This is a genomic window from Winogradskyella haliclonae (genome assembly GCF_014635865.1).
In the GTDB taxonomy this organism is placed as follows: Bacteria; Bacteroidota; Bacteroidia; order Flavobacteriales; family Flavobacteriaceae; genus Winogradskyella; species Winogradskyella haliclonae.
In genome coordinates this window covers 257,479-282,205 of the sequence record NZ_BMDQ01000001.1, presented here as the reverse complement: position 1 = coordinate 282,205, position 24,727 = coordinate 257,479, and the positions used below count along the sequence as shown (strand labels likewise).

26 protein-coding genes are annotated in these 24,727 nt (G+C 32.5%); 15 read left to right on the top strand and 11 right to left on the bottom strand.

The features are described from left to right. The first annotated feature begins 28 nt into the window (after positions 1-28). Positions 29-1,639 carry an Ig-like domain-containing domain gene (locus tag IEV10_RS01310; RefSeq protein ID WP_188372891.1) on the top strand — a complete coding sequence of 537 codons (1,611 nt, stop codon included), beginning with the start codon at positions 29-31 and terminating at the stop codon, positions 1,637-1,639. Here IEV10_RS01310 and IEV10_RS01305 read toward each other — a convergent pair. Then, entirely contained in the window at positions 1,623-2,405 is a 783-nt protein-coding gene (locus IEV10_RS01305; protein WP_188372890.1) for an amidohydrolase, read from the bottom strand. The genes IEV10_RS01310 and IEV10_RS01305 overlap by 17 nt on opposite strands. A gap of 57 nt (positions 2,406-2,462) precedes the next feature. Between IEV10_RS01305 and IEV10_RS01300 the strand changes: the two genes are divergently transcribed. Then, positions 2,463-3,620, top strand: a complete 1,158-nt coding sequence (locus IEV10_RS01300; RefSeq protein WP_188372889.1) for a serine hydrolase domain-containing protein — start codon at positions 2,463-2,465, stop codon at positions 3,618-3,620. Here the strand turns inward: IEV10_RS01300 and IEV10_RS01295 are convergent. The 4 genes from IEV10_RS01295 to IEV10_RS01280 form a co-directional block, all read right to left on the bottom strand. Continuing rightward, positions 3,617-4,759 carry a methionine aminotransferase gene (locus IEV10_RS01295; protein ID WP_188372888.1) on the bottom strand — a complete coding sequence of 381 codons (1,143 nt, stop codon included), beginning with the start codon at positions 4,757-4,759 and terminating at the stop codon, positions 3,617-3,619. The two genes, IEV10_RS01300 and IEV10_RS01295, sit on opposite strands and share 4 nt — an antisense overlap. A gap of 139 nt (positions 4,760-4,898) precedes the next feature. Continuing rightward, on the bottom strand, positions 4,899-5,411 hold the full coding sequence (locus tag IEV10_RS01290; RefSeq protein ID WP_188372887.1) for a hypothetical protein: 513 nt from the start codon (positions 5,409-5,411) through the stop codon (positions 4,899-4,901). A 2-nt stretch (positions 5,412-5,413) separates the two neighbouring features. Next, the gene (locus IEV10_RS01285) at positions 5,414-6,385 is read right to left on the bottom strand and encodes a hypothetical protein (protein WP_188372886.1); all 972 of its coding nucleotides are present in this window, start codon (positions 6,383-6,385) and stop codon (positions 5,414-5,416) included. 21 nt (positions 6,386-6,406) lie between these two features. Continuing rightward, a complete protein-coding gene (locus IEV10_RS01280) occupies positions 6,407-7,387 on the bottom strand; it encodes a hypothetical protein (protein ID WP_188372885.1) in 981 nt (326 codons plus the stop codon). A gap of 156 nt (positions 7,388-7,543) precedes the next feature. Between IEV10_RS01280 and IEV10_RS01275 the strand changes: the two genes are divergently transcribed. From IEV10_RS01275 to IEV10_RS01265, 3 genes are all read left to right on the top strand, one after another. Further along, on the top strand, positions 7,544-8,809 hold the full coding sequence (locus IEV10_RS01275; RefSeq protein ID WP_188372884.1) for a sensor histidine kinase: 1,266 nt from the start codon (positions 7,544-7,546) through the stop codon (positions 8,807-8,809). After that, entirely contained in the window at positions 8,802-9,473 is a 672-nt protein-coding gene (locus tag IEV10_RS01270; RefSeq protein ID WP_188372883.1) for a response regulator transcription factor, read from the top strand. Before IEV10_RS01275 ends, IEV10_RS01270 begins: the two co-directional genes overlap by 8 nt. A gap of 92 nt (positions 9,474-9,565) precedes the next feature. Then, entirely contained in the window at positions 9,566-11,653 is a 2,088-nt protein-coding gene (locus IEV10_RS01265) for a S46 family peptidase (protein ID WP_188372882.1), read from the top strand. A gap of 38 nt (positions 11,654-11,691) precedes the next feature. Here IEV10_RS01265 and IEV10_RS01260 read toward each other — a convergent pair whose 3' ends face one another. From IEV10_RS01260 to ahcY, 4 genes are all read right to left on the bottom strand, one after another. Next, positions 11,692-12,432: a DUF5131 family protein gene (locus IEV10_RS01260; RefSeq protein ID WP_188372881.1), complete on the bottom strand. Its 741-nt coding sequence runs from the start codon at positions 12,430-12,432 to the stop codon at positions 11,692-11,694. Between the two features lie 5 nt (positions 12,433-12,437). After that, positions 12,438-13,574: a three-Cys-motif partner protein TcmP gene (gene tcmP / locus IEV10_RS01255; protein WP_188372880.1), complete on the bottom strand. Its 1,137-nt coding sequence runs from the start codon at positions 13,572-13,574 to the stop codon at positions 12,438-12,440. A gap of 114 nt (positions 13,575-13,688) precedes the next feature. Next, positions 13,689-14,153, bottom strand: a complete 465-nt coding sequence (locus tag IEV10_RS01250) for a DinB family protein (RefSeq protein WP_188372879.1) — start codon at positions 14,151-14,153, stop codon at positions 13,689-13,691. 87 nt (positions 14,154-14,240) lie between these two features. Then, positions 14,241-15,557 carry an adenosylhomocysteinase gene (gene ahcY / locus IEV10_RS01245; RefSeq protein WP_188372878.1) on the bottom strand — a complete coding sequence of 439 codons (1,317 nt, stop codon included), beginning with the start codon at positions 15,555-15,557 and terminating at the stop codon, positions 14,241-14,243. A 127-nt stretch (positions 15,558-15,684) separates the two neighbouring features. Between ahcY and IEV10_RS01240 the strand changes: the two genes are divergently transcribed. From IEV10_RS01240 to IEV10_RS01205, 8 genes are all read left to right on the top strand, one after another. Continuing rightward, complete coding sequence (locus IEV10_RS01240; protein ID WP_188372877.1) at positions 15,685-16,314, top strand: 4'-phosphopantetheinyl transferase family protein; 630 nt, start codon at positions 15,685-15,687, stop codon at positions 16,312-16,314. Continuing rightward, complete coding sequence (locus IEV10_RS01235) at positions 16,311-17,030, top strand: phosphoglycerol geranylgeranyltransferase (RefSeq protein ID WP_188372876.1); 720 nt, start codon at positions 16,311-16,313, stop codon at positions 17,028-17,030. The genes IEV10_RS01240 and IEV10_RS01235 overlap by 4 nt, the downstream gene beginning before the upstream one ends. A 9-nt stretch (positions 17,031-17,039) precedes the next feature. Then, the gene (locus IEV10_RS01230; protein WP_188372875.1) at positions 17,040-17,300 is read left to right on the top strand and encodes a hypothetical protein; all 261 of its coding nucleotides are present in this window, start codon (positions 17,040-17,042) and stop codon (positions 17,298-17,300) included. Next, a complete protein-coding gene (gene pnuC / locus IEV10_RS01225; RefSeq protein WP_188372874.1) occupies positions 17,284-17,916 on the top strand; it encodes a nicotinamide riboside transporter PnuC in 633 nt (210 codons plus the stop codon). Before IEV10_RS01230 ends, pnuC begins: the two co-directional genes overlap by 17 nt. Beyond that, positions 17,877-18,440, top strand: a complete 564-nt coding sequence (locus IEV10_RS01220) for an AAA family ATPase (RefSeq protein ID WP_188372873.1) — start codon at positions 17,877-17,879, stop codon at positions 18,438-18,440. The genes pnuC and IEV10_RS01220 overlap by 40 nt, the downstream gene beginning before the upstream one ends. Before the next feature lie 3 nt (positions 18,441-18,443). Beyond that, positions 18,444-19,997, top strand: coding sequence for a DUF4301 family protein (locus IEV10_RS01215; RefSeq protein ID WP_188372872.1), 1,554 nt, complete (start codon positions 18,444-18,446; stop codon positions 19,995-19,997). A 1-nt stretch (position 19,998) separates the two neighbouring features. Beyond that, positions 19,999-20,403, top strand: a complete 405-nt coding sequence (arfB, locus tag IEV10_RS01210) for an alternative ribosome rescue aminoacyl-tRNA hydrolase ArfB (RefSeq protein ID WP_188372871.1) — start codon at positions 19,999-20,001, stop codon at positions 20,401-20,403. Positions 20,404-20,635: 232 nt separating this feature from the next. Next, on the top strand, positions 20,636-22,819 hold the full coding sequence (locus IEV10_RS01205) for a TonB-dependent receptor (RefSeq protein ID WP_188372870.1): 2,184 nt from the start codon (positions 20,636-20,638) through the stop codon (positions 22,817-22,819). Here the strand turns inward: IEV10_RS01205 and IEV10_RS01200 are convergent. Continuing rightward, entirely contained in the window at positions 22,816-23,247 is a 432-nt protein-coding gene (locus IEV10_RS01200) for a hypothetical protein (protein ID WP_188372869.1), read from the bottom strand. The genes IEV10_RS01205 and IEV10_RS01200 overlap by 4 nt on opposite strands. 171 nt (positions 23,248-23,418) lie before the next feature. Here IEV10_RS01200 and greA point away from each other — a divergent pair, with 171 nt between their 5' ends. Both greA and IEV10_RS01190 read left to right on the top strand, forming a co-directional pair. Further along, the gene (gene greA / locus IEV10_RS01195) at positions 23,419-23,892 is read left to right on the top strand and encodes a transcription elongation factor GreA (RefSeq protein WP_188372868.1); all 474 of its coding nucleotides are present in this window, start codon (positions 23,419-23,421) and stop codon (positions 23,890-23,892) included. Between the two features lie 86 nt (positions 23,893-23,978). After that, the gene (locus tag IEV10_RS01190) at positions 23,979-24,371 is read left to right on the top strand and encodes an HIT family protein (RefSeq protein WP_188372867.1); all 393 of its coding nucleotides are present in this window, start codon (positions 23,979-23,981) and stop codon (positions 24,369-24,371) included. Here IEV10_RS01190 and IEV10_RS01185 read toward each other — a convergent pair. Further along, positions 24,368-24,724 (bottom strand): hypothetical protein, encoded by a 357-nt coding sequence (locus IEV10_RS01185; RefSeq protein WP_188372866.1) that lies wholly within the window; start codon positions 24,722-24,724, stop codon positions 24,368-24,370. The genes IEV10_RS01190 and IEV10_RS01185 overlap by 4 nt on opposite strands. Between the last annotated feature and the right edge of the window lie 3 nt (positions 24,725-24,727).

Sequence of the window (24,727 nt, the reverse complement as noted above, 5' to 3'; positions counted from 1 at the left end):
GTTAATTTGCTTAAATTTTTTGAAGCTAATGTTTATAAAGTCCTTTAGGGTATATTTTGTAATTCTATCTGCAATTTTATTAGCTGCAGGTTGTGCAAGTCGTGGTAGACCTTCTGGCGGAGAAAAAGATGTGACACCACCAGAAATTACTAATGAGAATCCTAAAAATTATTCTACAAATTTTAGAAACCGAGAGATTAAAATTTATTTCGATGAGTTTGTGAAACTCAAAGATTTGCAGAAGCAGTTGATTATTTCACCGCCAATGGATACGCCACCAGTAATCACGCCTTTGGGTACTGCAAGCAAGTATATTACCATAAAAATTAAAGATACATTAGCAGATAACACGACTTACGCCATCAATTTTGGTCAAAGTATAGTAGACAATAATGAGGAAAATCCATATCCGTATTACCGTTATGTGTTTTCGACAGGCGATACAATAGATTCTTTATCTGTAAAAGGCGCTGTTTTTGATGCCGAGAATAGAAATGCAGATCCATTTATTTCTGTGATGCTTTACGAATCTGATACAACGTATACTGATTCTATTGTCTACAAGGAGAAACCAAAATTTGTAACCAATACGCTAGATAGTTTAACAACATTTAGTATCGATAATATTAAAGCTGGTAAATATAGACTGGTGGCTTTAAAAGACGAAAATGCTAATTTCACTTACCAGCCAAAAACTGATAAAATAGGATATTACGAAGGTGAAATTACAGTGCCAACAGATGCCATATATAATATTACCCTTTTTAAGGAAACATTAGATTTTAAGGTTTTAAAACCAAGCCAAATCGCAGAGCAGCGAATACTATTTCCATTCGAAGGTGAATTAGAAAACGTTGAAGTTGAAGTGCAATCAGATTCAATAAAAAATATAGAATATAGATTAACTAGAGACAAAGAAACGGATAGTTTGTATTATTGGTATAAGCCAAAAGTCGAAGTGGATTCTGCTTTATTCCTAGTGAAGAGTGAAAATTTCACAGAGACGTTTAAATACAAATTCAGAAATGCAGATAAAGATTCTTTGACTATAACGGCATTTAAACCAGGAACACTAAGTTTTAATGATGATATAGCGCTTGAAGCATCTACACCATTTGCCAAAATAGATACAACAAAGATTAAGCTAATTGATAAAGATTCTGTACCGGTAAAATATAATGTAGAGTTTGATGAACTTTATAACCGTTATAAATTTAAAATAGATTTAAAAGAAACTGAAAAATACAAAATGGAGATATTGCCATCTGCATTTACAGATTTTTATGGCGAAGTAAATGACACCTTAAACTTTAGTTTTAATACACGTAAAAAATCTGATTTTGGCAATATTAGGGTGAATTTGATCAATGCAAAATTCCCTTTGATCGTTCAGCTTATTGACGACAGAGGAAAAGTATTGTATGAGCAATATGCAGACACATATCCAGTGGTAGATTTTAATGATATTGAAGCAAGACAGTATCAACTTCGAGCTATTTTTGATACCAATAAAAATGGCAAATATGATTCTGGTAATTACTTAAAGAAGATTCAGCCAGAGCGTGTCAGTTACGCTGAACCTATTGACCCTGTAAGACCAAATTTCGATTATATTATTGAGTTTATTCTAAAAGAGTAAAACGATCTCTATCGTTTAAAAAATTAAGTTTATTACGATAGGTTTCAATAACTGTTTTTTCAAGAGTTACAACTTCAATAGCGTCTTGATGAGGTTTTAGGTCACTTATTTTTCTACCTAAAACATCGTAACAAGTAGAGTGGCCTGGGTAATCATGGCCTGTATCGTCCATACCAATGCGATTAATACCAATACAATAACTCATATTTTCAATAGCTCGAGCTTTTAAGAGCGCATCCCAAGCATTAATACGAGGTTTAGGCCAATTGGCGACATAAAGTAACACATCGTAGTCTTCCGTATTTCTTGCCCATACAGGAAATCGTAAATCGTAACAAATTAGAGGGCAAATTTTCCATCCTAGATAATCAACTGTAGTTTTAGATGTCCCCGAAGTGTAAGTTTTGTGTTCACCTGCTAAAGTAAATGTGTGACGTTTATCATAAGTATCTACTTTTCCATTAGGATGAACAAAAACAGAACGATTATAAAAGATGTTGTTTTCTGAAATCACCAAACTTCCTGTTATAGCAATATCCTTTTTTGAAGCCAATTCTTTTAGCCAAGTTAAAGTTTCGCCATTCATAGTTTCTGCAACTGAGCTTGCATTCATCGTAAAACCAGAGGTGAACATTTCAGGTAATACAATGATATCTATTGTATCAGAAATACTTTCAATTTTCTGATGAAATTTTTTGCGATTTTCTTCAGGACTTTCCCAAACTAAATCGGTTTGGATAAGCGCAATTTTTAAGTCGGTTTTCATGATTTAAAATTAGTAAATTTACAAGGCTTAATAAATTAATTAACATAAATAGATACTATGTTTCTAGCTAAGAGAGGTTTTCTGCTTGTACTGTTGTTTTGTTTTTATTGTGTTTCTGCACAAGTTGAGTATTTTCCTAAGAAGAATGAAGTTTGGGAAGAAAAAGTACCGGCAGATGTAGATATAAACTCGGAATGGTTAAATGATGCAGTTGAGTTCGCCAAGACTAATGAATATTCTGGTTCAAGAGATTTACGTATTGCCATTCTCAAAGGATTTGCTCGTGAACCTTTTCATGACATTTTAGGACCAACAAAAAAACGTGGTGGACCAGCAGGCTTAATACTCAAAGATGGTTATATAGTTGCAAAATGGGGAGATACAAAACGTGTAGATATGACGTTTAGTGTCACAAAAAGTTTTTTGTCTACAGTTACTGGTTTGGCTGTTGATAAAGGGTTGATTGCTAATGAGATCGATTTTGTGAAAGATTATGTTTGGGATGGTACTTTCAATGGTGCTCATAACTCAAAAATTACGTGGCAGCATTTACTACAACAAAACTCAGATTGGTCAGGTGAAATATGGGGCGGAAAGGATTGGGCTGATAGACCTCCAAGAGAAGGCGATTTGGACGATTGGAAAAACAGAAAATATCACGACCCAGGAACAAAAATGGAATACAATGATGTGCGTGTAAATGTATTAGCATACTCTGCATTACAAGTTTGGCGCAAACCACTACCACAAGTCTTAAAAGAACACGTGATGGATAAAATTGATGCTTCAACAACGTGGCGTTGGTTTGGTTATGATAATGCTTGGGCAACAATTGATGGGCTTAAGATGAAATCAGTTACAGGCGGTGGCCATTCAGGAGCAGGAATTTTTATTTCAGCTGAGGATATGGCACGTTTTGGATTACTGTTTTTAAATAATGGCAAATGGAAAAATGAACAGTTAATTAGTAAGGATTGGATAGAACGCGCAATTACACCATCACAACCAAATATAAATTATGGTTATATGTGGTGGCTCAATAAAAAAGGCCCTCGTCATTGGGAGAATGTTTCTGAGAGCATCTATTATGCTGCAGGCTTTGGTGGTAATTTTATTGTTGTTGATAGAGCTCATAATGTTGTTGTCGTAACACGTTGGTTAGAGCCTTCCAAAGTGGGAGAGTTTATGCAGAAGTTAACTAAGGCTTTGGATTAGATGTTATTTAAAATCTCAGCAGCTTTTACTAAAGTTTCATCTGTTTTAGCAAAACAAAAACGTAAGACTTTATCATCTTTTTGATTGAGGTTAAAAACTGAAAGCGGAATCGATGCTATACCAAATTCTTTGGTTAGGCGTTTAGCAAAATTCACATCATTTTCATCTGTAATTTCAGAATAATCTAAGACTTGAAAATAAGTCCCTTTTGAAGGTGTAAACTTAAATATAGAATCTTTTATTAAGCTTAAAAACAAATCGCGTTTTTGTTGAAAAAATTGATTTAAACCTAAATAGGTCGTTTCGTCTTGCATATAATCAGCAATCCCTTTTTGAGATGGATGATGTACAGAAAACACGTTGAATTGATGCACTTTTCGAAACTCTTTCATAAGTGCTTCAGGACCGCATGTATAACCAATTTTCCAACCCGTATTATGAAACGTTTTTCCAAAAGAAGCCGTAATAAAACTGCGTTGTTTTAAATCTGAAAATAGACAAGCACTTTGATGTTGCTCATTATCAAAAACAATATGCTCATATACCTCGTCACTTAAAACAATAATATCAGTGTTATGAGTTATTTTTTGAAGTTCGAGCATATCTTCTTGAGACCAAATTGTTCCACTTGGGTTATGCGGTGAGTTGATGAGAATCATCTTGGTTTTAGAAGATGTTTTTGAAGCGACTTCAGTCCAGTCCACTTTGTAATCAGGAGCCGATAACTGAATAGGAATCACTTTTCCACCATTAACTTCTATAGCAGGCTCATAACAATCATAAGCAGGTTTAAAGACAATGACCTCATCATTGGGTCTCACAAATGCTGATATAACACAGTAAATGGCTTGAGTTGCACCTGCTGTTACGGTGATTTCTTTTTCAGGATGATAGGTGTTTTGGTAAAGCCTTTCATATTTGTTAGCAATCGCTATGCGTAACTCTAAATTTCCAGCCATCGGCGCATATTGGTTATGCCCATTGTTCATGGCCATATTCACCAAATCAATTAATTTTTGGTCGCTAGGATAATTCGGAAACCCTTGCGATAAGTTAATAGCATTGTGTTTGTTTGCAAGTGCACTCATTACAGTAAAAATTGTGGTGCCTATGTTTGGGAGTTTAGAGGTGAAATTCATAAGACTAAATATACCATAAGTTTGCTTACTATTTTTTAATTAATAAACCCTTTCTTGTAGAAGAAAAGGTTTATTACTATTATCAACAATGATTTAAAGAAATGTTTTATTTCTTTCTTCATCAAAAGAGTGCAGTAGCTTAGAATGATTTATCTTTAAGCCATCTAAAATAGTTTTTCTGTTTTTCTAGCTTTGGAAAGTTATTAGAATTTGAGTTTTCTAGCTCAATTTCTACTCCTGAGCAGTCACTTAAATTGACTAATCTTTTTTGACCTAAGAATTTATAAAAGCGAGAATCAGTTATCTTATTTGTACTATTATTAAGTTGTGCATTTAAAATAATACAGAACCCTTGTTTATTATTTTCTTTAGATTTTAATAATAGTTCGTAAACTGTTTCTTTGTCAACTCCCATATAGATATAGGCAACAGCCACACGCCAATAATCCACATAATCTAAATTTCTGTTTGGATGCTCTTCAATATCTGCATAGGCATAAGCTAAATCTCTTACGCCTTTATTGTAGTTTTTGGCACTTACCACATCTTTTTTTGGCGGGTAATAGTTGATATCAATTTCTTGTGCATTTACTGCTGTAATTGTGTAAATAGTCATTAAAATGGCACCTATTATTTTTTTGAATATTTTCATGATTATTGTTTTTTGATTATAATTTTTCTTGAATTCTGATTTAATTTCATAACTGATTTTTCTACAGAAAAGCTATATTTCTTTTTAATTTCTGAAATGATTTCATCGCTTTGAAAAGGTATGCCGGCGTGACTTCCAAAAACTTGTTTACCAGTAGTTCTCCAATAATAACGATCGATTAACATTTTAAAATAAGGTCGAATTGAATTATCGGTTTTTAAAGCATTTGCAACTAATGGGATATATTTTTTCTGTGTTTTTGGTTGCCCACTGTGTTCAAGAAGTAAACAGCCTAATCTAGCATAAGTATCACCAACAAGTTCTTTTGAAGGGTAGCCAAATTCTTCAAATATTTTTATGAGTTCTTGCTCTACTTCTCTGTCTAATCTGTGTTGCTTTTCTCGATTATTCTCGTAAGCAGAATGTCCATTACCTCTGTATCTTTGGTCTTTTTCTAATAGAACGAGGAGTTTCTCTATTAAGGGTTCGTTTAAGTGCTCTAGATTTAGTTGTTCCTTTTCTTTGAGTAATTCTTCTAGAGACTTACTCTTTATATGTATGCCTTCACAGTCTGAAATCCAATTTAGATAAGTCTTACCAAAGATTTTATACAATCGGATATCTTCCAAATTACTCTTATGAGACTCATATTCATAATTCAATATCATACAAAATGAAGACGCATTTTTCTGTTTTGAACTTAATAAAAGCTGATGTATAATCTCTTTATCAACCTTCATGTAAGCATAGCATATTGCAATGTTCCAATAGTTCAGATAATTTAAATCTTTGGTTGCAATATTTTTGATAATTGCATAACTGTTTTCTAATTTTTTTATGTAGCTTCTATAAACTTCATTAGTAACATCTTCAGCTTTTTTTGGATAGAAGTTAGTGTCAATTTCATGTGCATTTGATATACTCAAACTAAAAATTAATGAAATTGTACTTAGTAATATTTTAATTGTTTTCATGATTTTATATTTAGGAGGTTATTAAAAGACGCTACCATTGTCCTTTCTAGTATTTCTATTTTTAATTTCTTGTTGAGTGAGTTCAGGGAGACCAATACTTTGTCTTTTTATATTAACGGTTCTAGGATCTACTTTTCCAGGATGATAACCATAAATGCTTTTCCCTGTTTTGTATAGGGAAGTAATATCTTCAAACATAACCCAGAAGAATGGGGTTATTTTTCCTTTTGAAATTTCGTTATCAATATAAGGTTTAAAGAAATCCCATACCCAATTTTTTTCTCCATAAGAACCTCTTTGATGCCAAAGCAAAACCCAAGCTTCATTATGCCAACCATGAGCTTTAGTAATGTCAATAAGCTTTACAATGTTTAAGCTATCAGCGTATCTCATTACTTTTAGGTTATAAGCTTTAAGCTCTTTGTCAATTTTAGGAAACAAAATATCTTGGAGTTTTTTGATTGCAATAGTATCGTTATTAGCTCTTGCTTTTAACCAACTATCCATAGCGACTTCTTTGTTCTCGTCAGTAATTCCTAAATGATAATCACTCAACTTTCGAGTTACTTGATCTCTATCAACGAGTTCTTGTATTTGGAAATATACCATAGGATTATCAATAGCTTTATAAAAGTTAGCCAAATGATTATCATAGTTTGGTAATATGTTATTGAGGCATTTACGATAAAGGTCATTATCAGAGAAACTGAGTAAAAACTTTTTAGAAATCCTCTCTTTTTCTATTGCTTCTATAATCCATTTTTTGCAAGATATCTCATCTCTAAGTTGTGCAGCGCATGTAGCAGCTTTTATGTATTCTGCAGGTGTATTAACACCATTTATTTTAAAAGCTTCTTTATAAAAATCTAATGCTCTTTTTGGTTCGTTTTTTTCAAAAGCACGACGTGCAGACATTAATAAATCGGCATGCTTTACAAAGTCAATCTGTGCGTTACAAAATACAGTAACTAATAAACAGATACATAGAATTAATTTTTTCATTTTAATGTGATTTTATGATTACAGTGCAAATCTATTTCAGTTAATTCTGAAGTTGAATGAATTGAAAATGAATGATCTATAACAAAAACTTAAAAACCTTAACGAAATCTGAAAAATGTTAAATCTATACTTAGAATTTTTAATTTAGCCTTTATAATGAAAAGAAATAGTATCATAATAATTGTTTTGTCACTTTTAATTTTAGGATGGTTAGTCATTTGGCAAATCAACCATATTAAAGAAGAGTACAAGTTGAAAATTGACTTAGATAAAGTTGAGATGCAGACTGCTTTAATGGAAAGCGCAATTGAACTACGCCAATTAGAGAATAAAGATAAGTCACTAAGGAAGGATTCAGTTAAACTAAACCGTTTTACAGATTCTATTTTGCGTAAAAATTTTGAACCTTTTGATGCTGATATTATTTGGGGATACTTCAACGGTTTGCAAGAGCCTATTTCCCGATTGAATATAAATGAACCAAATGAAAATTTAAAAGCATCTTCATTAAAAGTATGTACATCTTGTTTATTAATGATTGGTTTAGTCAAAGATGTTAATCCAGATACTGTCACTGAAAAAGAAGTTGAAGAATCTGGCTATATTTTAGACCATACTCCAGCACAAATGCGAAGTATTCGTGGGATTGCTGCAGATGGGTTAAATTATTTGCATATACTACCAAAATCTAAAAACATGGGATTACTCAGTTATACTATACCTATTACTTTTTTAGTTGGCCTTTCTTCACTTTTCGTATGGTTATTCTATCTCAATGATAAGCAGAGTAGACTCATTAAACAAAAGAATGAATTCGTTAATCATTTGTCTCATCAATTTCAAACACCTTTATCATCTATAAAGCTAAGTGCTAATTTATTAGCTGAGGAAAAAAATCCTAACGAGTTGATAACTATAATACAAAGGGAAAGTAATAGGTTAGAAAATCATATAAAAACAGTGTTACATTGGGTAAAATCTGATGCTGACAGATTGCATATTAGCAAAAAACTTTTGAGTGTTACTGATATTATTGAACGCTCACTTAAACAGATGAAACCTATTTTTATTACAAATAAAACAAAAATTAGCTTTATACCTTCAGAAGAAGATTATAAAATATTTGCCGATGAAAATCATTTACAATTGATGCTTTTTAATATTTGGGAAAATGCAATGAAACATAATGAAGAAGCTATTGAATTGACTATAAGCTATTTTAAAAGTGAAGATGAAATTTCTATAAAAACATCAGATAATGGTATTGGATTACAGAAAGAAATAGTACCTGAAAAATTTAAAGGATTGGGTTTAGCGTATATTCGAAGTATTATGAATGAACATTTTGGTAGTATGGAGTTGAATTCATTAAATAATCAGGGTTTAAGTGTACAATTAAATTTCCCTTTAGAAAATGACTAATATTTTACTCATAGAAGATGATAAAAGCTTTGGTTATGTTTTGACTGAATATATGAAGCTCAAAAAATACAATGTAATTTGGAAAGAAACTGCAAGTGAAGCTATTTCAGAATTAAAATCATCTACAATATTTAATTTAGCCATTTTAGATATTAATCTAAAACAATCTTCAGGCTATGAAATAGCTAAAATGATAAAAGAAGAAAATATAGAGTTACCCTTTATCTTCCTAACCGCACGTGACTTAAAAATAGATCAGTTAAAGGGTTATCAGCTAGGTGCTGAAGAATATATAACCAAACCCATAGATGAAGAAATTCTTTTAGCAAAGATAGAGACCATTTTAGCTCGGAATAAAAATCATATCACTGAAAAAAATGAACTTTTTTGGAAAGATGTTCTTTTAAACATAGATAAAAGAAAACTTCACATAAATGATTCCGTATTGCAGCTTACGGAGCGAGAGTGCTTATTACTTAAAATGCTATTATCTAATCCTGAACAACTTGTTGAAAGAAATAAGATTTTGAAAAAATTATGGGAGAGTCAGGATGAATTTTCTCGTAATTCAATGGATGTTTATATTTCTAGACTTCGAAAATACATTTCTAATAGTGAAATCAATATTCGTAATGTACATGGTAAGGGTTTTGTTTTAGAATAGTAAAGTTATTAATGTTAACAAGAAATTTGCTGTTTTGAGTTGACAAAATCCTTTGCTTTTTTATCTTTATTAAAATCAAAACATTATAGACTATGCGTATTTTAAAAGTTATTATTTTATTTGTTGTTTTTCAAGTTTCAGCACAACAAGGCGGTATGTGGATTCCTTCACTTTTAGAAGGAATGAATGAAAGAGAAATGCAAAGTTTAGGAAGTAAGCTTACTGCCAAAGATATTTACGACGTTAATAATTCAAGTTTAAAAGACGCAATTGGTCATTTTAATGGCGGTTGTACAAGCGAAGTAATTTCTCCAAAAGGACTATTACTTACTAATCATCACTGTGGTTTTAGTCAAATCCAATCACATTCATCTTTAGAAAACGATTATTTAAAAGATGGCTTTTGGGCTATGAATTTTGAAGAAGAAATTCCTAATGAAGGACTCTATGTAGAGTTTATTGTGCGTATTGAGGACGTTACAGATGCAATGTTAAAGGGTGTATCAGACGAGATGAGTCCACGCGAAAAACAGTCGCAAATAGATAAGAATAGAAATGCTGTTGAAAAAAACGTTGCTAAAGAAACTTGGCAGGGCATAAAAATTCGTCCGTTTTACAAAGGCAATCAATATTATTTATTTGTAACAGAACGTTTTGAGGATGTTCGTCTAGTAGGAGCACCACCAAGTAGTATAGGTAAGTTTGGTAGTGATACCGATAATTGGGTATGGCCTAGACATACGGGGGATTTTTCGTTATTCAGAATTTATGCCGATAAGAATAATAGACCTGCTAAATTCAGCAAAGATAACGTGCCTTACACGCCTAAACACTTTTTACCAGTTTCACTAGATGGTGTTGAAGAAGATGATTTTACAATGGTTTTTGGATTTCCAGGGCGTACCAATGAATATCTTCCTGCTGTAGCCGTTGAGCAGATTACACAAAAGGTAAATCCATCTAACATAGCAATCAGAGAAGCTGCCTTAAAAGTTATTGATGCTAATATGAAGGCTGATGACCAAATTCGTATTCAATATGCCTCTAAACAAGCGCGTATTGCCAATGCTTGGAAGAAATGGATTGGCGAAAATCAAGGAATTGAAAAAAGCGGTGCCGTTGATATAAAAAGACAATTTGAAAAGGAATTTGTAAAGGCATTAAAGGCGCAAGGGAAAGAAGCGGCATATGGAGATATTTTACCAGAATTCGAGAAACTATATAAAGAGTTTGAATCCGTAAATGTAAAGCGTAATAATTTTGTTGAGGTCTTCTTGCGTTCTAATGAGTTGATGCAAATGATGTTCCGATTGGTGCAAATGGAAAACACTGCTAGTAGAGGTGACGAAGCTTTTGAAAGAGCAAGAGCATCAATGGTAAATCGATTAAAAGACATACACAAAAACTATAATTCAGCTGTTGACAAAGGTGTTTTTGAAGCTGTAATGCCACTATACACATCTAATTTTGATGCTTCTATTTATGACAAAACAGCTTTTGTAAATCTCGATAGTGCGTTAAAATTATTAGAAGGAGACTCTAAAACTGTATTACAAAAATTAAATAATGATGCGGCTTATCAATATGCGAAACCTCTAGTTTTAGAATTTTACACCAATTTGGAGCCGGAATTTCAGCGTATTAATACGCAAATAAATGCATTACAAACCAAATACATGAAAGCCTTAATGGAAGTACTCCCTGAAGAACGGTATTTTCCAGATGCTAACAGTACGCTTAGAGTTACTTACGGTAAGGTTAATGGTTATGCACCTAGAGATGCTATTTACTATAATCCTGTAACATATCTCGATGGTGTGATAGAAAAATACGTGCCAGGAGACTATGAATTTGATGTGCCTGAAAAACTCAGAGACTTGTATGCAGCAAAAGATTATGGGCAGTATGCAGACAAAAACGGTAAATTACCTATTTGCTTTTTGGGAACTAACCATACCACAGGTGGAAATTCTGGAAGCCCAGCGATTGATGCTGAAGGTAATCTAGTTGGTCTTAATTTTGACCGTGTTTGGGAAGGTACTATGAGCGATATCTATTACGACCCTGAGATATGTCGAAACATCATGGTTGATTTAAGATATGTCTTGTTTATTATAGATAAGTATGCTGGAGCTAAACATTTAATTGATGAAATGACATTGGTGCATCCGAAGAAGTAAGAATTAAAAGCCTCAATGATTATTGAGGCTTTTTTGTTTTAAATCATTTCCAATTCAGCAGGATATTCGTTCCATTCTTCTCCTTCTAATAGACGGCCATTGGCTTTTTTGCTTCTTTTTACATTGTCAGCTCCCCAAGTCCCCCATTGTTTGAAAAAGAAATGAACATTCTGCTCTTTACATTGGTTTTTAATGTTAATTGCCCAAATAGGCTTCATTGGTCTAGCTTTATGCCCACTTTCGCCACCAACTATTGCCCAATGTATATTTGATAAATCTAACTCGCCTAAATCTTCTAACAAAGGCTCTAATGAAAGAAAACGAATTTTTGCATCTATATTCCTTAAAATATCTATTCTATTTTTTGATTTTTTATTCTCAACTGTAACTCCTAACCAAACATTATTTGGAACAGATCTATCTACAAAATAATCAGCTAGAATCTTTTCTCGTTTAGTAAGAATTTGATACTGATGCCTTGGTGTTTTTTCCATGACTTCAAAAATTCTATCTAAATAATCATAAGGCATTTTTTCATGAAATAAGTCACTCATAGAGTTTACAAAAAAACGAGTTGGCTTTTTTATGTTCAAAGGTTGAGCTAAGCGTTCGGGCATTAAAGAGAATTCAAAACCGTTATCATATCCTGGGGTTCCCATAGCCTTTAAACGAAAAGACATGGTTTCAGCGTAGCAATTTTTACAGCCGGCAGAAACTTTAGTGCATCCTGTTGTAGGGTTCCATGTTGCTTCAGTCCATTCTATTTTAGTTTTTTTCATGGTATTTAAGTTAAATAAAATGTTACTACTTTTTCGGGATTTGATTTATAATTTTCGTAGTTTAAATAATAGCCATTCTTTGGCATTACTTTACCTAGTAAATCTTTTACTATTAATTTACTATTATTTCTAAACGGTTTTAGAATTTCAATAGTATGTTTAGGTAAATATCCTTTTTTTAGGCCAAACATATATATTTCTGCATTAGTTTTAGGATTATTCCTTAAAAAATTTGTGAGTTCGAAAGGATAATTAGAGACTTCTAATGTGTCAAAAAAAGAGCCTTGGTTAATTATTCTTTTGCTGAAACCACGACCTTGTTCAGTATCCACTTTCCATTTAGCTTCAAGCATTTTTTCAAAACCAAGTGCATTAGGCGTGAAAAAAAATAGACCATAATAATTACTTTTATCTTTCTCTAAAAGAAAGGTGTCAACAAAACAATTAGTTTGCTTAATAAATGCTTCTTTTAGCTTATCGGAAAAATCAAATACAGAGTTAAAGCTCATTTTTTTATTGTCAAAACATTTATTTAGAAAAGTTCTTAAGGCATTACCACTCTTAAATTCTGGGTCATAACTCTTGTTTGCAAATCGATACATGTCGAATAAAGGTAAAAAGAGAATTACTTCTGAATTACCAATACTCAGGAACTTAATTATTTGATTGATATCAATCTCTTTATAACCATGTGGGTCTATAAATATTAGATGCTTATCCTCATAATATTTTTTTACTTTTTTAAAAACTAAAGAATCTATTTCTGTGTAATCAATTTTGGTGAAGTCAATCTTTAAGTTTTTAGGCTTAAATATACCTTCTGTATATTCTTTTACTCTTTCAATTTTTAGCTTATTTGGCTCAATTTCTGATTCCCCATTGTCATTTAGCCATAAATCAATGTTAGGACATGTACTATCATTTGAAAAATAGTGGTCTTTTATTGTTTTTAAAATAGCAATAGGACTTCCTTCAGATTTATCTACATATACTCCTTCTCCACATAATAAATCATATATGTGAATTTTACTATAGTATTTTACTCTAGAAATAATGTTAAGGTAAGTCGATAGGTAAGTTTTAAGTAATACAACTTTCGCTCTTGAATGTTCTAATAATTCTGTTCTAGTGGTAGTCTTCATATATGATTATTAAAATAAAAAACCCTACTTATTACCATCTGGTAATAATATAGGGAGATTCTAATATAGCTAAAATTATTTAATGCTATCTAAATCACAAAAAGAATAGTAATCTCATCCTTTCAAAATATCTTTAATAATCTTTAAGTGGTGCTTGGTATGCACTTCTATAAATCTAATGGATTGTTGTTTGGTCAAAATGCCAAAATAAGGATGCTTAAACGTAGCTTTAGTATTAACGTTTTTAAGTTCAGGCACTAATTCTTTAGCCATTGCCAACTGTTCATCTAATTGTATTTTTTCAATATGTTCTGGAGGTAAAACATGCTTAGGGGCTTTTCCCATTCCTCTGGGGATGTAGCCTAATGTTAAGAATAATCGCCCAGAAAACCTAAGCTTTGGAGTTTTGTCTGTTGGAGCGTCTTTTAGTAGTCCAATAATTCCATTAATTACTTTAAGGCTATGGTCTATCTGCCAACCCACTGTAGATTTAGAAATTTTTGAATTTGAAATTTCATACTCTGGGATATGGGTTTCGAGTTGCTTTATATAGCTATCTAATTTTGAATGGTTTTTCATGATAAAACTTTGAGACAAGATAAATAAAAAACCTCCACATTTCTGTGAAGGTTTTTGTTTTATAATCTAAAAGCTTAACGCTCTTCCTTAGTATCTGTAGTGTTCTGGCTTGTATGGACCTTCAACAGTTACACCAATATATTCAGCTTGGTCAGATTTAAGCTCTGTTAATTCTACACCAATCTTTTCTAAGTGTAATTTAGCTACTTTCTCATCTAAATGCTTTGGTAACATGTATACATCGTTTCCGTATGCCTCACTATTATTCCAAAGTTCGATTTGTGCTAAAGTTTGGTTTGTAAATGAGTTACTCATTACAAAACTTGGGTGACCTGTTGCACAACCTAAGTTTACTAAACGACCTTCAGCTAATACAATGATGTCTTTTCCATCAACAGTATATTTGTCTACTTGTGGCTTAATCGTGTTCTTAGTATCACCATAGTTGTCGTTTAACCAAGCCATCTGGATTTCGTTATCAAAGTGTCCAATGTTACAAACGATAGTTTTGTCTTTCATTGCTTGGAAGTGCTCAGCACGTACGATGTCTTTGTTTCCTGTTGTAGTAATTACGATATCAGAATTTCCAACAACAGTCTCTAAACGTTTTACTTCAAAACCGTCCATTGCCGCTTGTAAAGCACAAATTGGGTCAATTTCTGTTACAGTAACTATAGAGCCAGCACCTTTAAAAGAAGCAGCTGTACCTTTACCAACATCACCATAACCACAAACTGTAACACGCTTACCAGCTAACATCACGTCTGTTGCACGACGAATTGCGTCAACTGCAGATTCTTTACATCCATATTTGTTGTCAAATTTAGATTTAGTCACAGAATCATTTACATTAATAGCAGGCATTGGTAATGTTCCGTTCTTAACACGCTCGTATAAACGGTGAACACCTGTAGTTGTTTCTTCAGAAAGACCTTTTATGTCTTTAGCTAAGTGAGGATATTTGTCTAAAACCATGTTAGTTAAATCACCACCATCATCTAAAATCATGTTTAATGGTTGACGATCTTCACCAAAGAATAGCGTTTGTTCTATACACCAGTCAAATTCTTCCTCTGTCATATCTTTCCATGCATATACAGCAGTACCAGCAGCAGCAATAGCGGCAGCAGCTTGATCTTGTGTCGAGAAAATGTTACAAGAACTCCAAGTTACCTCAGCACCAAGTGCTTGTAATGTTTCAATTAATACCGCAGTCTGGATAGTCATGTGTAAACATCCCGCAATACGTGCACCTTTAAGTGGCTGCTCATTTTTATATTCTTCACGTAAACTCATTAGTCCAGGCATCTCTGCTTCGGCTAATTCAATTTCTTTTCTTCCCCAAGCCGCTAACGACATGTCTTTTACTTTGTTTGGAACGTAAGCAATAGTCTTTGTACTCATATTTTTTCTTTATTTATAAATGAAACGCCTTTGGGTTTTAGAAGTTAATTTGATTAAATTCGCCTTTAAATATTGCCAAATGCGCTTTAAGCGCTGCAAAGATAATACATAACATTAACATTACTAAATGCCGCTGTATAAATCTATTAGCGTTAACACACAAACTACTGTTAAAATTTGGAAGATTGAAGAGTCATACGACGATTTAATGGCTCCATTAGACTTAAAACCTAATAGTTTGGAGCGGGTTTTAGGCATGAAAAGCGAACTACATCAACGCGGTTTTTTAAGTGTACGTCATTTGCTTCACGAATTTGGGTATACAGACCAAGACTTGTTTTATGATAATAATGGAAAGCCACATCTTAAAGATGGAAAGCATATTTCCATTACGCATAGCTTTACATTTTCGGGAGTTATTGTTAGTGATGTTGAAGTTGGTATTGATATTGAAATGCAGCGTGAGAAAATTGCTGTTATTGCCAAGAAGTTTGTGGATTACGAATTCAATTATTTAAAACCTGAAGAAGAAGATTACGTGCGTAAACTGACGGTGATTTGGGGAATTAAAGAATCCTTGTATAAGTTGTTTGCGACACCTGGGATGCTATTTCGTGAACATTTTTTAGTCATTCCTTTTACTTTTGAAGACGGTGAAACCATTTCTTGGATAGATTATAAGGATAGGAAATACAGATACAAAGCCAACTTTTTAGAATTCGATGGTTTTACCTGTGCTTATGTTTTAGAAGAATGAGCTCTATTTATCACAATATAAAATCAGCGGCTAAAAGACGAAAAAAGCTTTTGGCGATATTAATTGATCCTGATAAAACAGAAATTAATTCCATTGCCTCTTTATGTGTAAAGATCAATCAATCCATAGCGACTCATATTTTTGTTGGAGGAAGTGAAGTAGAAGAATTTGAAACCGAAAAAGTAGTTATAGAATTAAAGAAGCATACCAGATTACCGATTATTTTATTTCCAGGAGGCATTACTCAACTCACAGATAAGGCAGATGGAATTTTGTTTTTATCATTAATATCTGGAAGAAACCCAGAATACTTAATAGGTAAACATGTTGAAGCAGCTCCAAAGCTATTAAGAATGCAACTTGAAGTTATTCCAACAGGATATGTACTTATTGAAAACGGAAAGCAAACAGCTGTAGAACGTGTGAGTAAAACCCAGCCTTTATCACGAGAAAATATAGATGCCATAATTAATACGGCACGAGCGGGTGAGTTATTGGGGATGAAATTGATATATCTTGAAGCAGGAAGCGGCGCCACGCATCCTGTAGATTATAAGATTATTTCTGAAGTTAAAAAACGATTACAAATTCCTCTGATTGTTGGTGGTGGTATTCGTTCTAAAGAGGATTTAGAATTGGCATATAGCTCAGGAGCAGATATGGTGGTTATAGGCACAGCTTTTGAAGAAAATGAAAACTTCTTTGAAGAACTTTAAAAAGTAAATATGAAAGTATCAGTAGAACTCACATACACGCCTTTAAAAGATGATTATGAGCCACATATTATAGCTTTCATAAAAGCACTCAGAACTTCAGAATTTAAAGTTTTAAAAAATCCATTAAGTACTCAGGTTTATGGCAACTATAATAAGCTCATGCCTTTTCTTCAAGCCGAAATCCAAAAAGCATTTTCAGATGTAGATATAGCTATATTAAATATGAAAATAGTAAAAACAGATCGTAGCGATTATGAACCCCATTTTTGATTTTTTCCTTGATGCTTACAAAAGCACACCAACATATCAAATTATTTTAGAAGCCATTGCTTTTGTGTTTGGTATTGTTAGTGTTTGGTTTGCAAAACAAAAAAATATACTAGTATATCCAACAGGAATTATTTGTACAGTAATTACAGTTTACCTTCTTTATATCAATCAATATTTTGGGGATATGATGATGAATTTTTACTATTCTATAATGAGTATTTATGGCTGGTGGAATTGGTCTCGAAAGAAAAATGATAAATATGTGGTTCCAATTTCTAGAACTAATTCAAAAGAAAAAATTATTGGTTTTGGGTTATTTTTATTAACAATTTTAGTCACATTTCTAGTCTATAAAGCTTTTAATTATGAGTTAGAAATTCCTAATTATATAGATATTTTTACCTCAGGAATTTTCTTTACTGCAATGTGGTATATGGCAAATAAAAAGTTAGAAAATTGGACGTTATGGATATTTGGTGACTTAATAACAATCCCATTATACGCTCACAGAAGTCTAGGGATGTTATCTTTACAATATTTAATTTTTACTATTCTAGCCATAATGGGTTACTTAGCATGGAAGAAAAACTTAAGCAACAAACATCAGACTGTATAAAAGTTGTCCTTTTTGGTCCAGAATCAACAGGCAAAACTACCCTATCAAGCCAGTTAGCTAGATATTATAATTCTATTTGGGTACCAGAATATGCAAGAGAGTATCTTCAAAATAAATGGAATAATGAACGTAAAACTTGTGAGCCAAAAGATTTATTGCCAATAGCTATTGGGCAAATGAAATTAGAAAATGAATTGTCTCAGAAAACAAATTCTGTATTAATATGCGATACAGATTTATTAGAAACAAAGGTGTATAGCGAAGCTTATTATCAAGACGTATGTGACCCTGTTTTAGATAAATATGCTCAAGAGAATGTCTATGACTTATATTTTTTAACCTATATTGATACACCTTGGGAAGCTGATGATTTGCGAGATAAGCCAGATGAAAGGGTGCGTATGTTTAATGCCTTTGAAGACACATTAAAAAAATATAAGAAACCTTATGTTTTACTTAAAGGCGGAAAGAAAGAGCGTTTAGAAAAAGCAGTTTTACATATTAATAAATTATTGAATAAATAAAAATTGAAGCTTACTAAAGAAGATATAAGACAAATTGAAAGTTATGGTCTAACAGAACAGTTGGTCAATAAGCAAATTTCTCAATTTGTAAGAGGTGTTAATTATTCTAATATCCATTCTGCAGCTACTGTTGGTAATGGAATTATAGAGGTGTCATATCTTGATGTTTCAGAATATGTTTCGTTTTTTGATTCGCAAAAAAATAAAATTGACATTGTAAAATTTGTACCAGCATCTGGAGCAGCTACTAGAATGTTTAAATTCTTGTTTCAATTTCTAAAAGAGTATAATCCCGTAATACAATCGCTTAATGCCTATATAAATAGGAATAATCTCAAGAGATTACCTCTTTTTTTAATAGCTTTAGAAAAATTTCCGTTTTATTATATTGTTTTAAAACAAATAGAAAGCAATGGTGTTGATTATAATGCCTTAAATCCAAATCAAAAAGCCTACACTTTTGTTAAAGCAATGCTAGAAGAGAATCAGCTAAACTTTGGGAGTTATCCAAAAGGCTTATTCCCTTTTCATAAATACAATAATGATATTTCCACAGCTTTTGAAGAACATTTATTTGAGATGGCATTTTATGGTTCACGAAAAGAACCCCTAAAGCTGCATTTCACAATCTCTGAAAAGCATAGAGATAAGTTTACTACAGAGTTTAAACGTATTGAGGAGCGTGTTGAAGGGATAACAGGTTTTCCTTATGAAATTTCATTTTCATACCAGCATCAATCGACCGATACAATTGCATTAACTGCCAAAAATGAGCCATTTAGAAACGAAGATGGTAGTTTGTATTTTAGACCTTCAGGTCATGGCGCTTTACTTAAGAACCTGAATGCAATCGATGCAGATTTAATCTTTATAAGTAATATAGATAATGTAGTGGTTAAACATTACAAGGCAGAAGTCGCTAAATACAAAAAGGTTTTAGCGGGAATACTTCTAAAGATTAGGGCTTCGATTTTTGAATATATTAAACAGCTTAGAAATGAAGTCTTATCAGAAGAAAACTTAAATGAAATAGGAGACTTTTTAACGAATAAGTTAAATTTTTCTATTTCTGAAGAGTTTGAGAAATATTCGCATAAATACAAAGTAGAATATCTTCTAGAAGCATTAAATAGACCAATTCGAGTATGCGGAATGGTTAAAAATGAAGGAGAACCAGGTGGTGGGCCATTTTGGGTTAAGGATGAGGCTGGTAGGCTTTCACTACAAATTGTAGAATCTGCACAGGTCAATAAAAAGAATAAAGAGCAAAAAAGAATTTTAGCAAATGCGACACATTTTAATCCAGTAGATATTGTCTGTTCTATCAAAGACAATGAAGGCAATACGTTTGATTTGCAAAAATATGTAAATCATAAAGCTGCTTTTATAACCATGAAAACTAAAGTTGGGAAAGATATAAAAGCACTTGAGTTACCGGGTTTATGGAATGGTAGTATGGCTTATTGGAATAGCATTTTTGTTGAAGTTCCTATACAAACATTTAACCCTGTTAAAACTGTAAATGATTTGTTAAAACCATCGCACCAACTCAACTAAGATGGATTTTTCTCAATTAATAAACGAGATTGTATATAAAGCGGTTCGTAGTTCAGGAAGTGGTGGCCAGCATGTAAATAAGGTGGCGACAAAGATTCAATTGAGCTTTGATCTCTTCGATTCAGCATTTTTTAATGAAGAAGAAAAAGAAAGGTTAAAAGCCTACTTGCAAAATAGACTAACTAATAGAGATGTTTTGATGTTAAGTTGCGGAGAAAGCAGAAGTCAATTTAAAAATAAGACTATAGTTACTAGACGTTTTTTAGAACTAATCGAAGAAGGCCTAAGAGAAGATAAAGTGCGTTTACCAACTAAAATTCCCAGAGCTATAAAACAAAAAAGACTGCTTAATAAGAAAAAGACTTCTGAAAAAAAAGCAAATAGGAAACCTCCTAAAATTGATTAAAAAAATAATGATTTGTGATTCTAAAATCATAAATCCCTATTATCTTTGCAGCGTTCTCAAAAAAGGGGTGCTGTAAAAAGCTGAGATCATACCCATTGAACCTGGGCGGGTAATGCCGCTAAGGAAATTTTAATAGCTTGTTATGCCGAAATTGTTTCAGCATTTCATGCTCAAACTAATTATTAACTAAGAATAATTACCTCTTTTTATTCGATTATTATTTATAGTCGTAATGAAAAATTTATTCACTTTTATTTGCTTAGGAATCATTTCCTTTATTTCATTTTCTCAAGAAAAAACACAAGATTCAACTAAAACGGAAAAATTAGAAACTGTCTTAATTAAAGCAGTTCGGGTAAAAGCTAATTCTCCAATTACACATTCTAACTTAAAAAAAGAGGAATTAGCTAAACGTAATTTAGGTCAGGATATAGCAACCCAACTTAAATTTTTACCGTCTGTTGTTACAACTTCAGATGCAGGAGCAGGAATTGGTTATACAGGCTTTAGGGTACGTGGTACAGCAAACCAAGGTATTAATGTTACTATTAATGGTATCCCTTACAACGATGCAGAAAGTGCGACAACGTTTTTTGTTAATTTACAAGATTTTACATCTTCAGTAGAAAACCTTCAGTTGCAGCGAGGAGTAGGGACATCGACTAATGGCCCAGCAGCTTTTGGTGCAAGCTTAAATATTTTAACGGACGTTGATTCAGATGAGGCTAGTACTAGTACATCTCATTCAATAGGGTCTTTTAATACGAGACGTCATAATGTTAAGTTTAGTACAGGGTTGTTAAATGACCATTTTATATTTTCTGGTAGATTGTCACAAATTACTTCAGATGGTTATATAGATAGAGCATCTTCGGATTTAAAATCCTATTACTTACAAGGCGCTTATAAGGATGATAACACATTGGTTAAAGCTATACATTTTGCAGGAAGCGAAGTTACATACCAATCTTGGTTTGGTGTAGATAGAGACACTGCCATTAATAACCCTACATTTAATCCAGCTGGAGCTATTTTAGATGACCAAGGTGATATTGTTGGATTTCATAACAATCAAGTAGATGATTACAAGCAAGATCATTATCAGATACATTGGGCACAACGTTACAATAATAATTGGAGTTCAAATGTAAGTTTCAACTATACCTATGGTCGTGGGTTCTTTGAAGAATATGAAAATGATGATGACTTAGCTTTTTATGGCTTATCGCCAGTTCAAATAGGCGGAGAAACTATTACAACTTCAGATATAGTAAGAAGACGTTGGTTAGATAATGATTTTTATGTCTTATCAGGAAATGTGAACTATAAAGACAACCAATTTGACGTGACTTCAGGTCTATTTTACAGTACTTATGAAGGTGATCATTTTGGAGAAGTAATTTGGGCTCGTTTTGCTAGCGATTCCGAATTGGGAGACCGTTATTACTTTGGTGTAGGTAAGAAGAATGAATTTTCAACTTTTGCAAAAGCAGATTATAGATTAAATGACAAATGGCAATTTTATTTAGACCTACAGGGTAGGTTTGTTGATTACTCAACAACTGGACAAAACTCAGATGTTGCTGATTTTATTGTGGATGAAAGCTTCAATTTCTTTAACCCCAAATTTGGAGCTAGTTTCAAACTAAACGATAAGAATCATTTTTATGCGTCGTTTGCTAGAGCTCATAGAGAACCAAATAGAACAGATTTTGAAAATGGAAGTCCACGTCCAGAACGTTTAGACGATATTGAGGTAGGTTGGAGACATAACTCAGATAAATTAGCTTTAAATATTAATGGCTTCTATATGGATTATAACGACCAGTTAGTGCTTACAGGAGATCGAGATCTTTCAGGAGCACCAATTCGTACCAATAGTGGTAGTAGTTATCGATTGGGTGTTGAAGTTGATGCTAATATTGCAATTACATCAAAACTAAATATCCAACCAAATTTTGCATTGAGCACAAATAAAAATAGAGATTTTTTCTTTCAGAGAAATGGGGTTTTGACTCCTTTAGGTGATACAGATATTTCATTTTCTCCAAACCTTATTATAGGCAATACAATAGCTTATCGACCTACAAAAGAGTTATATCTAGCGTTTTTGTCTAAACATGTTGGAGAGCAATATATGGGTAATATTGATAATGAAGCGTCTTTATTAGAGGCCTTTTTTGTAAATGATTTTAATGCCACGTATAATTGGAAAGTAAATTCATTTATTGATAACATTGATATTTCGTTATTGGTTAACAATGTTTTTAACGAAAAATATATATCAAATGGGTATTTTGGTTCGTTTGATTTTCCTGACTCTTCAAGTTCTACAGGTGTTACGACAGGTTTTTTCTCGGGCTTCTATCCTCAAGCGACAACAAACTTCTTATTGGGTGTAACGCTTAATTTTTAGTTTGTAATTAAATATTGGTTATCACCAACAAACTCAACCCTGTACGGTAATAATGTGCAGGGTTCTGGGTCTTGACCTAGATTCTGACCGGATAAAAGTTCATATTCATTAGCATCTTCGCAACCACAAGTTGCTGTAAGTGCATTAACTGAAAGTAAAGAGCAGTTAGAAAATGCATGATTTGGATCTGCACCATCCCAAGCACGAAGTGTTTCACTACCTGTTCTTGCTATTATAATACCACCATTACCCTGACCTTCTAGTCTTACAGAATTACCAGTAAACTGTAATTGACTAAATTGTGGTAAGTTGAGATTCACGTTGACATTAACATTAACGTTAAGCAAAAAATTACAATTATTAGGATTGTTATTACTACTGCATCCAAACGTAAGAATGCACAGAGATAATATTAAGAACTTTTTCATAGCAATATTTCTAAAAGTGTAAGAATTTAATTTTAGTATTTTCCTTTTGCTGCAATTTACAATAATTAAGACATCCCATAAATATTTTATATATTTGTATAGTTGTCTCGTGAAAGCGGGATTTTTTTATGCTGAAATTGTTCAGCATCTTTTATTTAAAACGAATGAGTTATGAGTAAAGTATCTTATTACACAGCCGAAGGATTAAAAAAATTAAGAGAAGAATTAAATCACTTAAAAGATATAGAACGCCCTAAAGCTTCGCAGGCTATTGCAGAAGCCAGAGATAAAGGTGATTTAAGTGAAAATGCCGAATACGACGCCGCAAAAGAAGCACAAGGTATGCTAGAGATGAAAATTTCTAAAATGGAGGAAACCTTAGCAAATGCACGTGTTATAGATGAGTCGCAATTGGATACATCTAAAGTGCTAGCTTTATCTATTGTAAAGATTAAAAATCAAACAAACGGTATGGAAATGACCTATACTTTGGTAGCTGAAAGTGAAGCGGATTTAGCTTCTGGTAAAATATCTGTAAACTCACCAATAGGTAAAGGTCTTTTAGGTAAATCTGTTGGTGATGTTGCCGAAATACAAGTCCCAAACGGCATTATGAAGTTTGATATTCTTGAGATTTCGAGATAATAAAGATGATAAATATATTTTAAGATTCCTGTTTATAGCCTTAAGCAGGAATCTTTTTATATTTACATAACTAACTACTTAAAATCATGGCTTCTATTTTCACTAAAATTATTAATGGAGAAATTCCGTCTTATAAAGTTGCAGAAACTAAAGATTTTATCGCTTTTTTAGACATTAACCCCAATAGTAAGGGGCATACACTTTGTGTCCCAAAAAAAGAGGTTAATAAGATTTTTGATTTAGATGAAGACACTTATATAAACTTAATGGTGTTTTCTCGTCGAATAGCAAAAGCTATAGAAAAAGCTATACCATGTGAACGTATAGGTATGTCAGTTATAGGCTTAGAAGTACCTCACGTTCATGTACATTTAATACCATTGCATACAATGGATGATGCTAGATTTGTTTTAAAGCAGAATCTTTCGAAAGATGAATTTGAAACTTTAGCAGCTTCAATTGCATCACATTTAGATTAAAACCTAATAACACCTAGCATTATTAGTACTATGGCGATAATTATTAATAGGTCTATTCCAATAAACACATAACCAAAAGGTTTTATTTTCCACGATGTTTTTTTAGGTACAATGGCACGTTCGTGGTAGGCAACAACCCGCTCAATATCATCATTCCAACGCACAGGATAAATGGTGGTATTACAATTTTTGCAATGCATTTCGTGAGAAGTGTCGCCTGTAATAGCCTTAAAGAAAATAGTCTCAGTGATTCTTTGCTTAAAGGTGAGTTGTAAGCTGTCATTACTATAGCATTCAGGGCAGTTGTTATTTAATTGAAACTCTTTTAATGTAAAATAATTTGACGTTTTCATAAC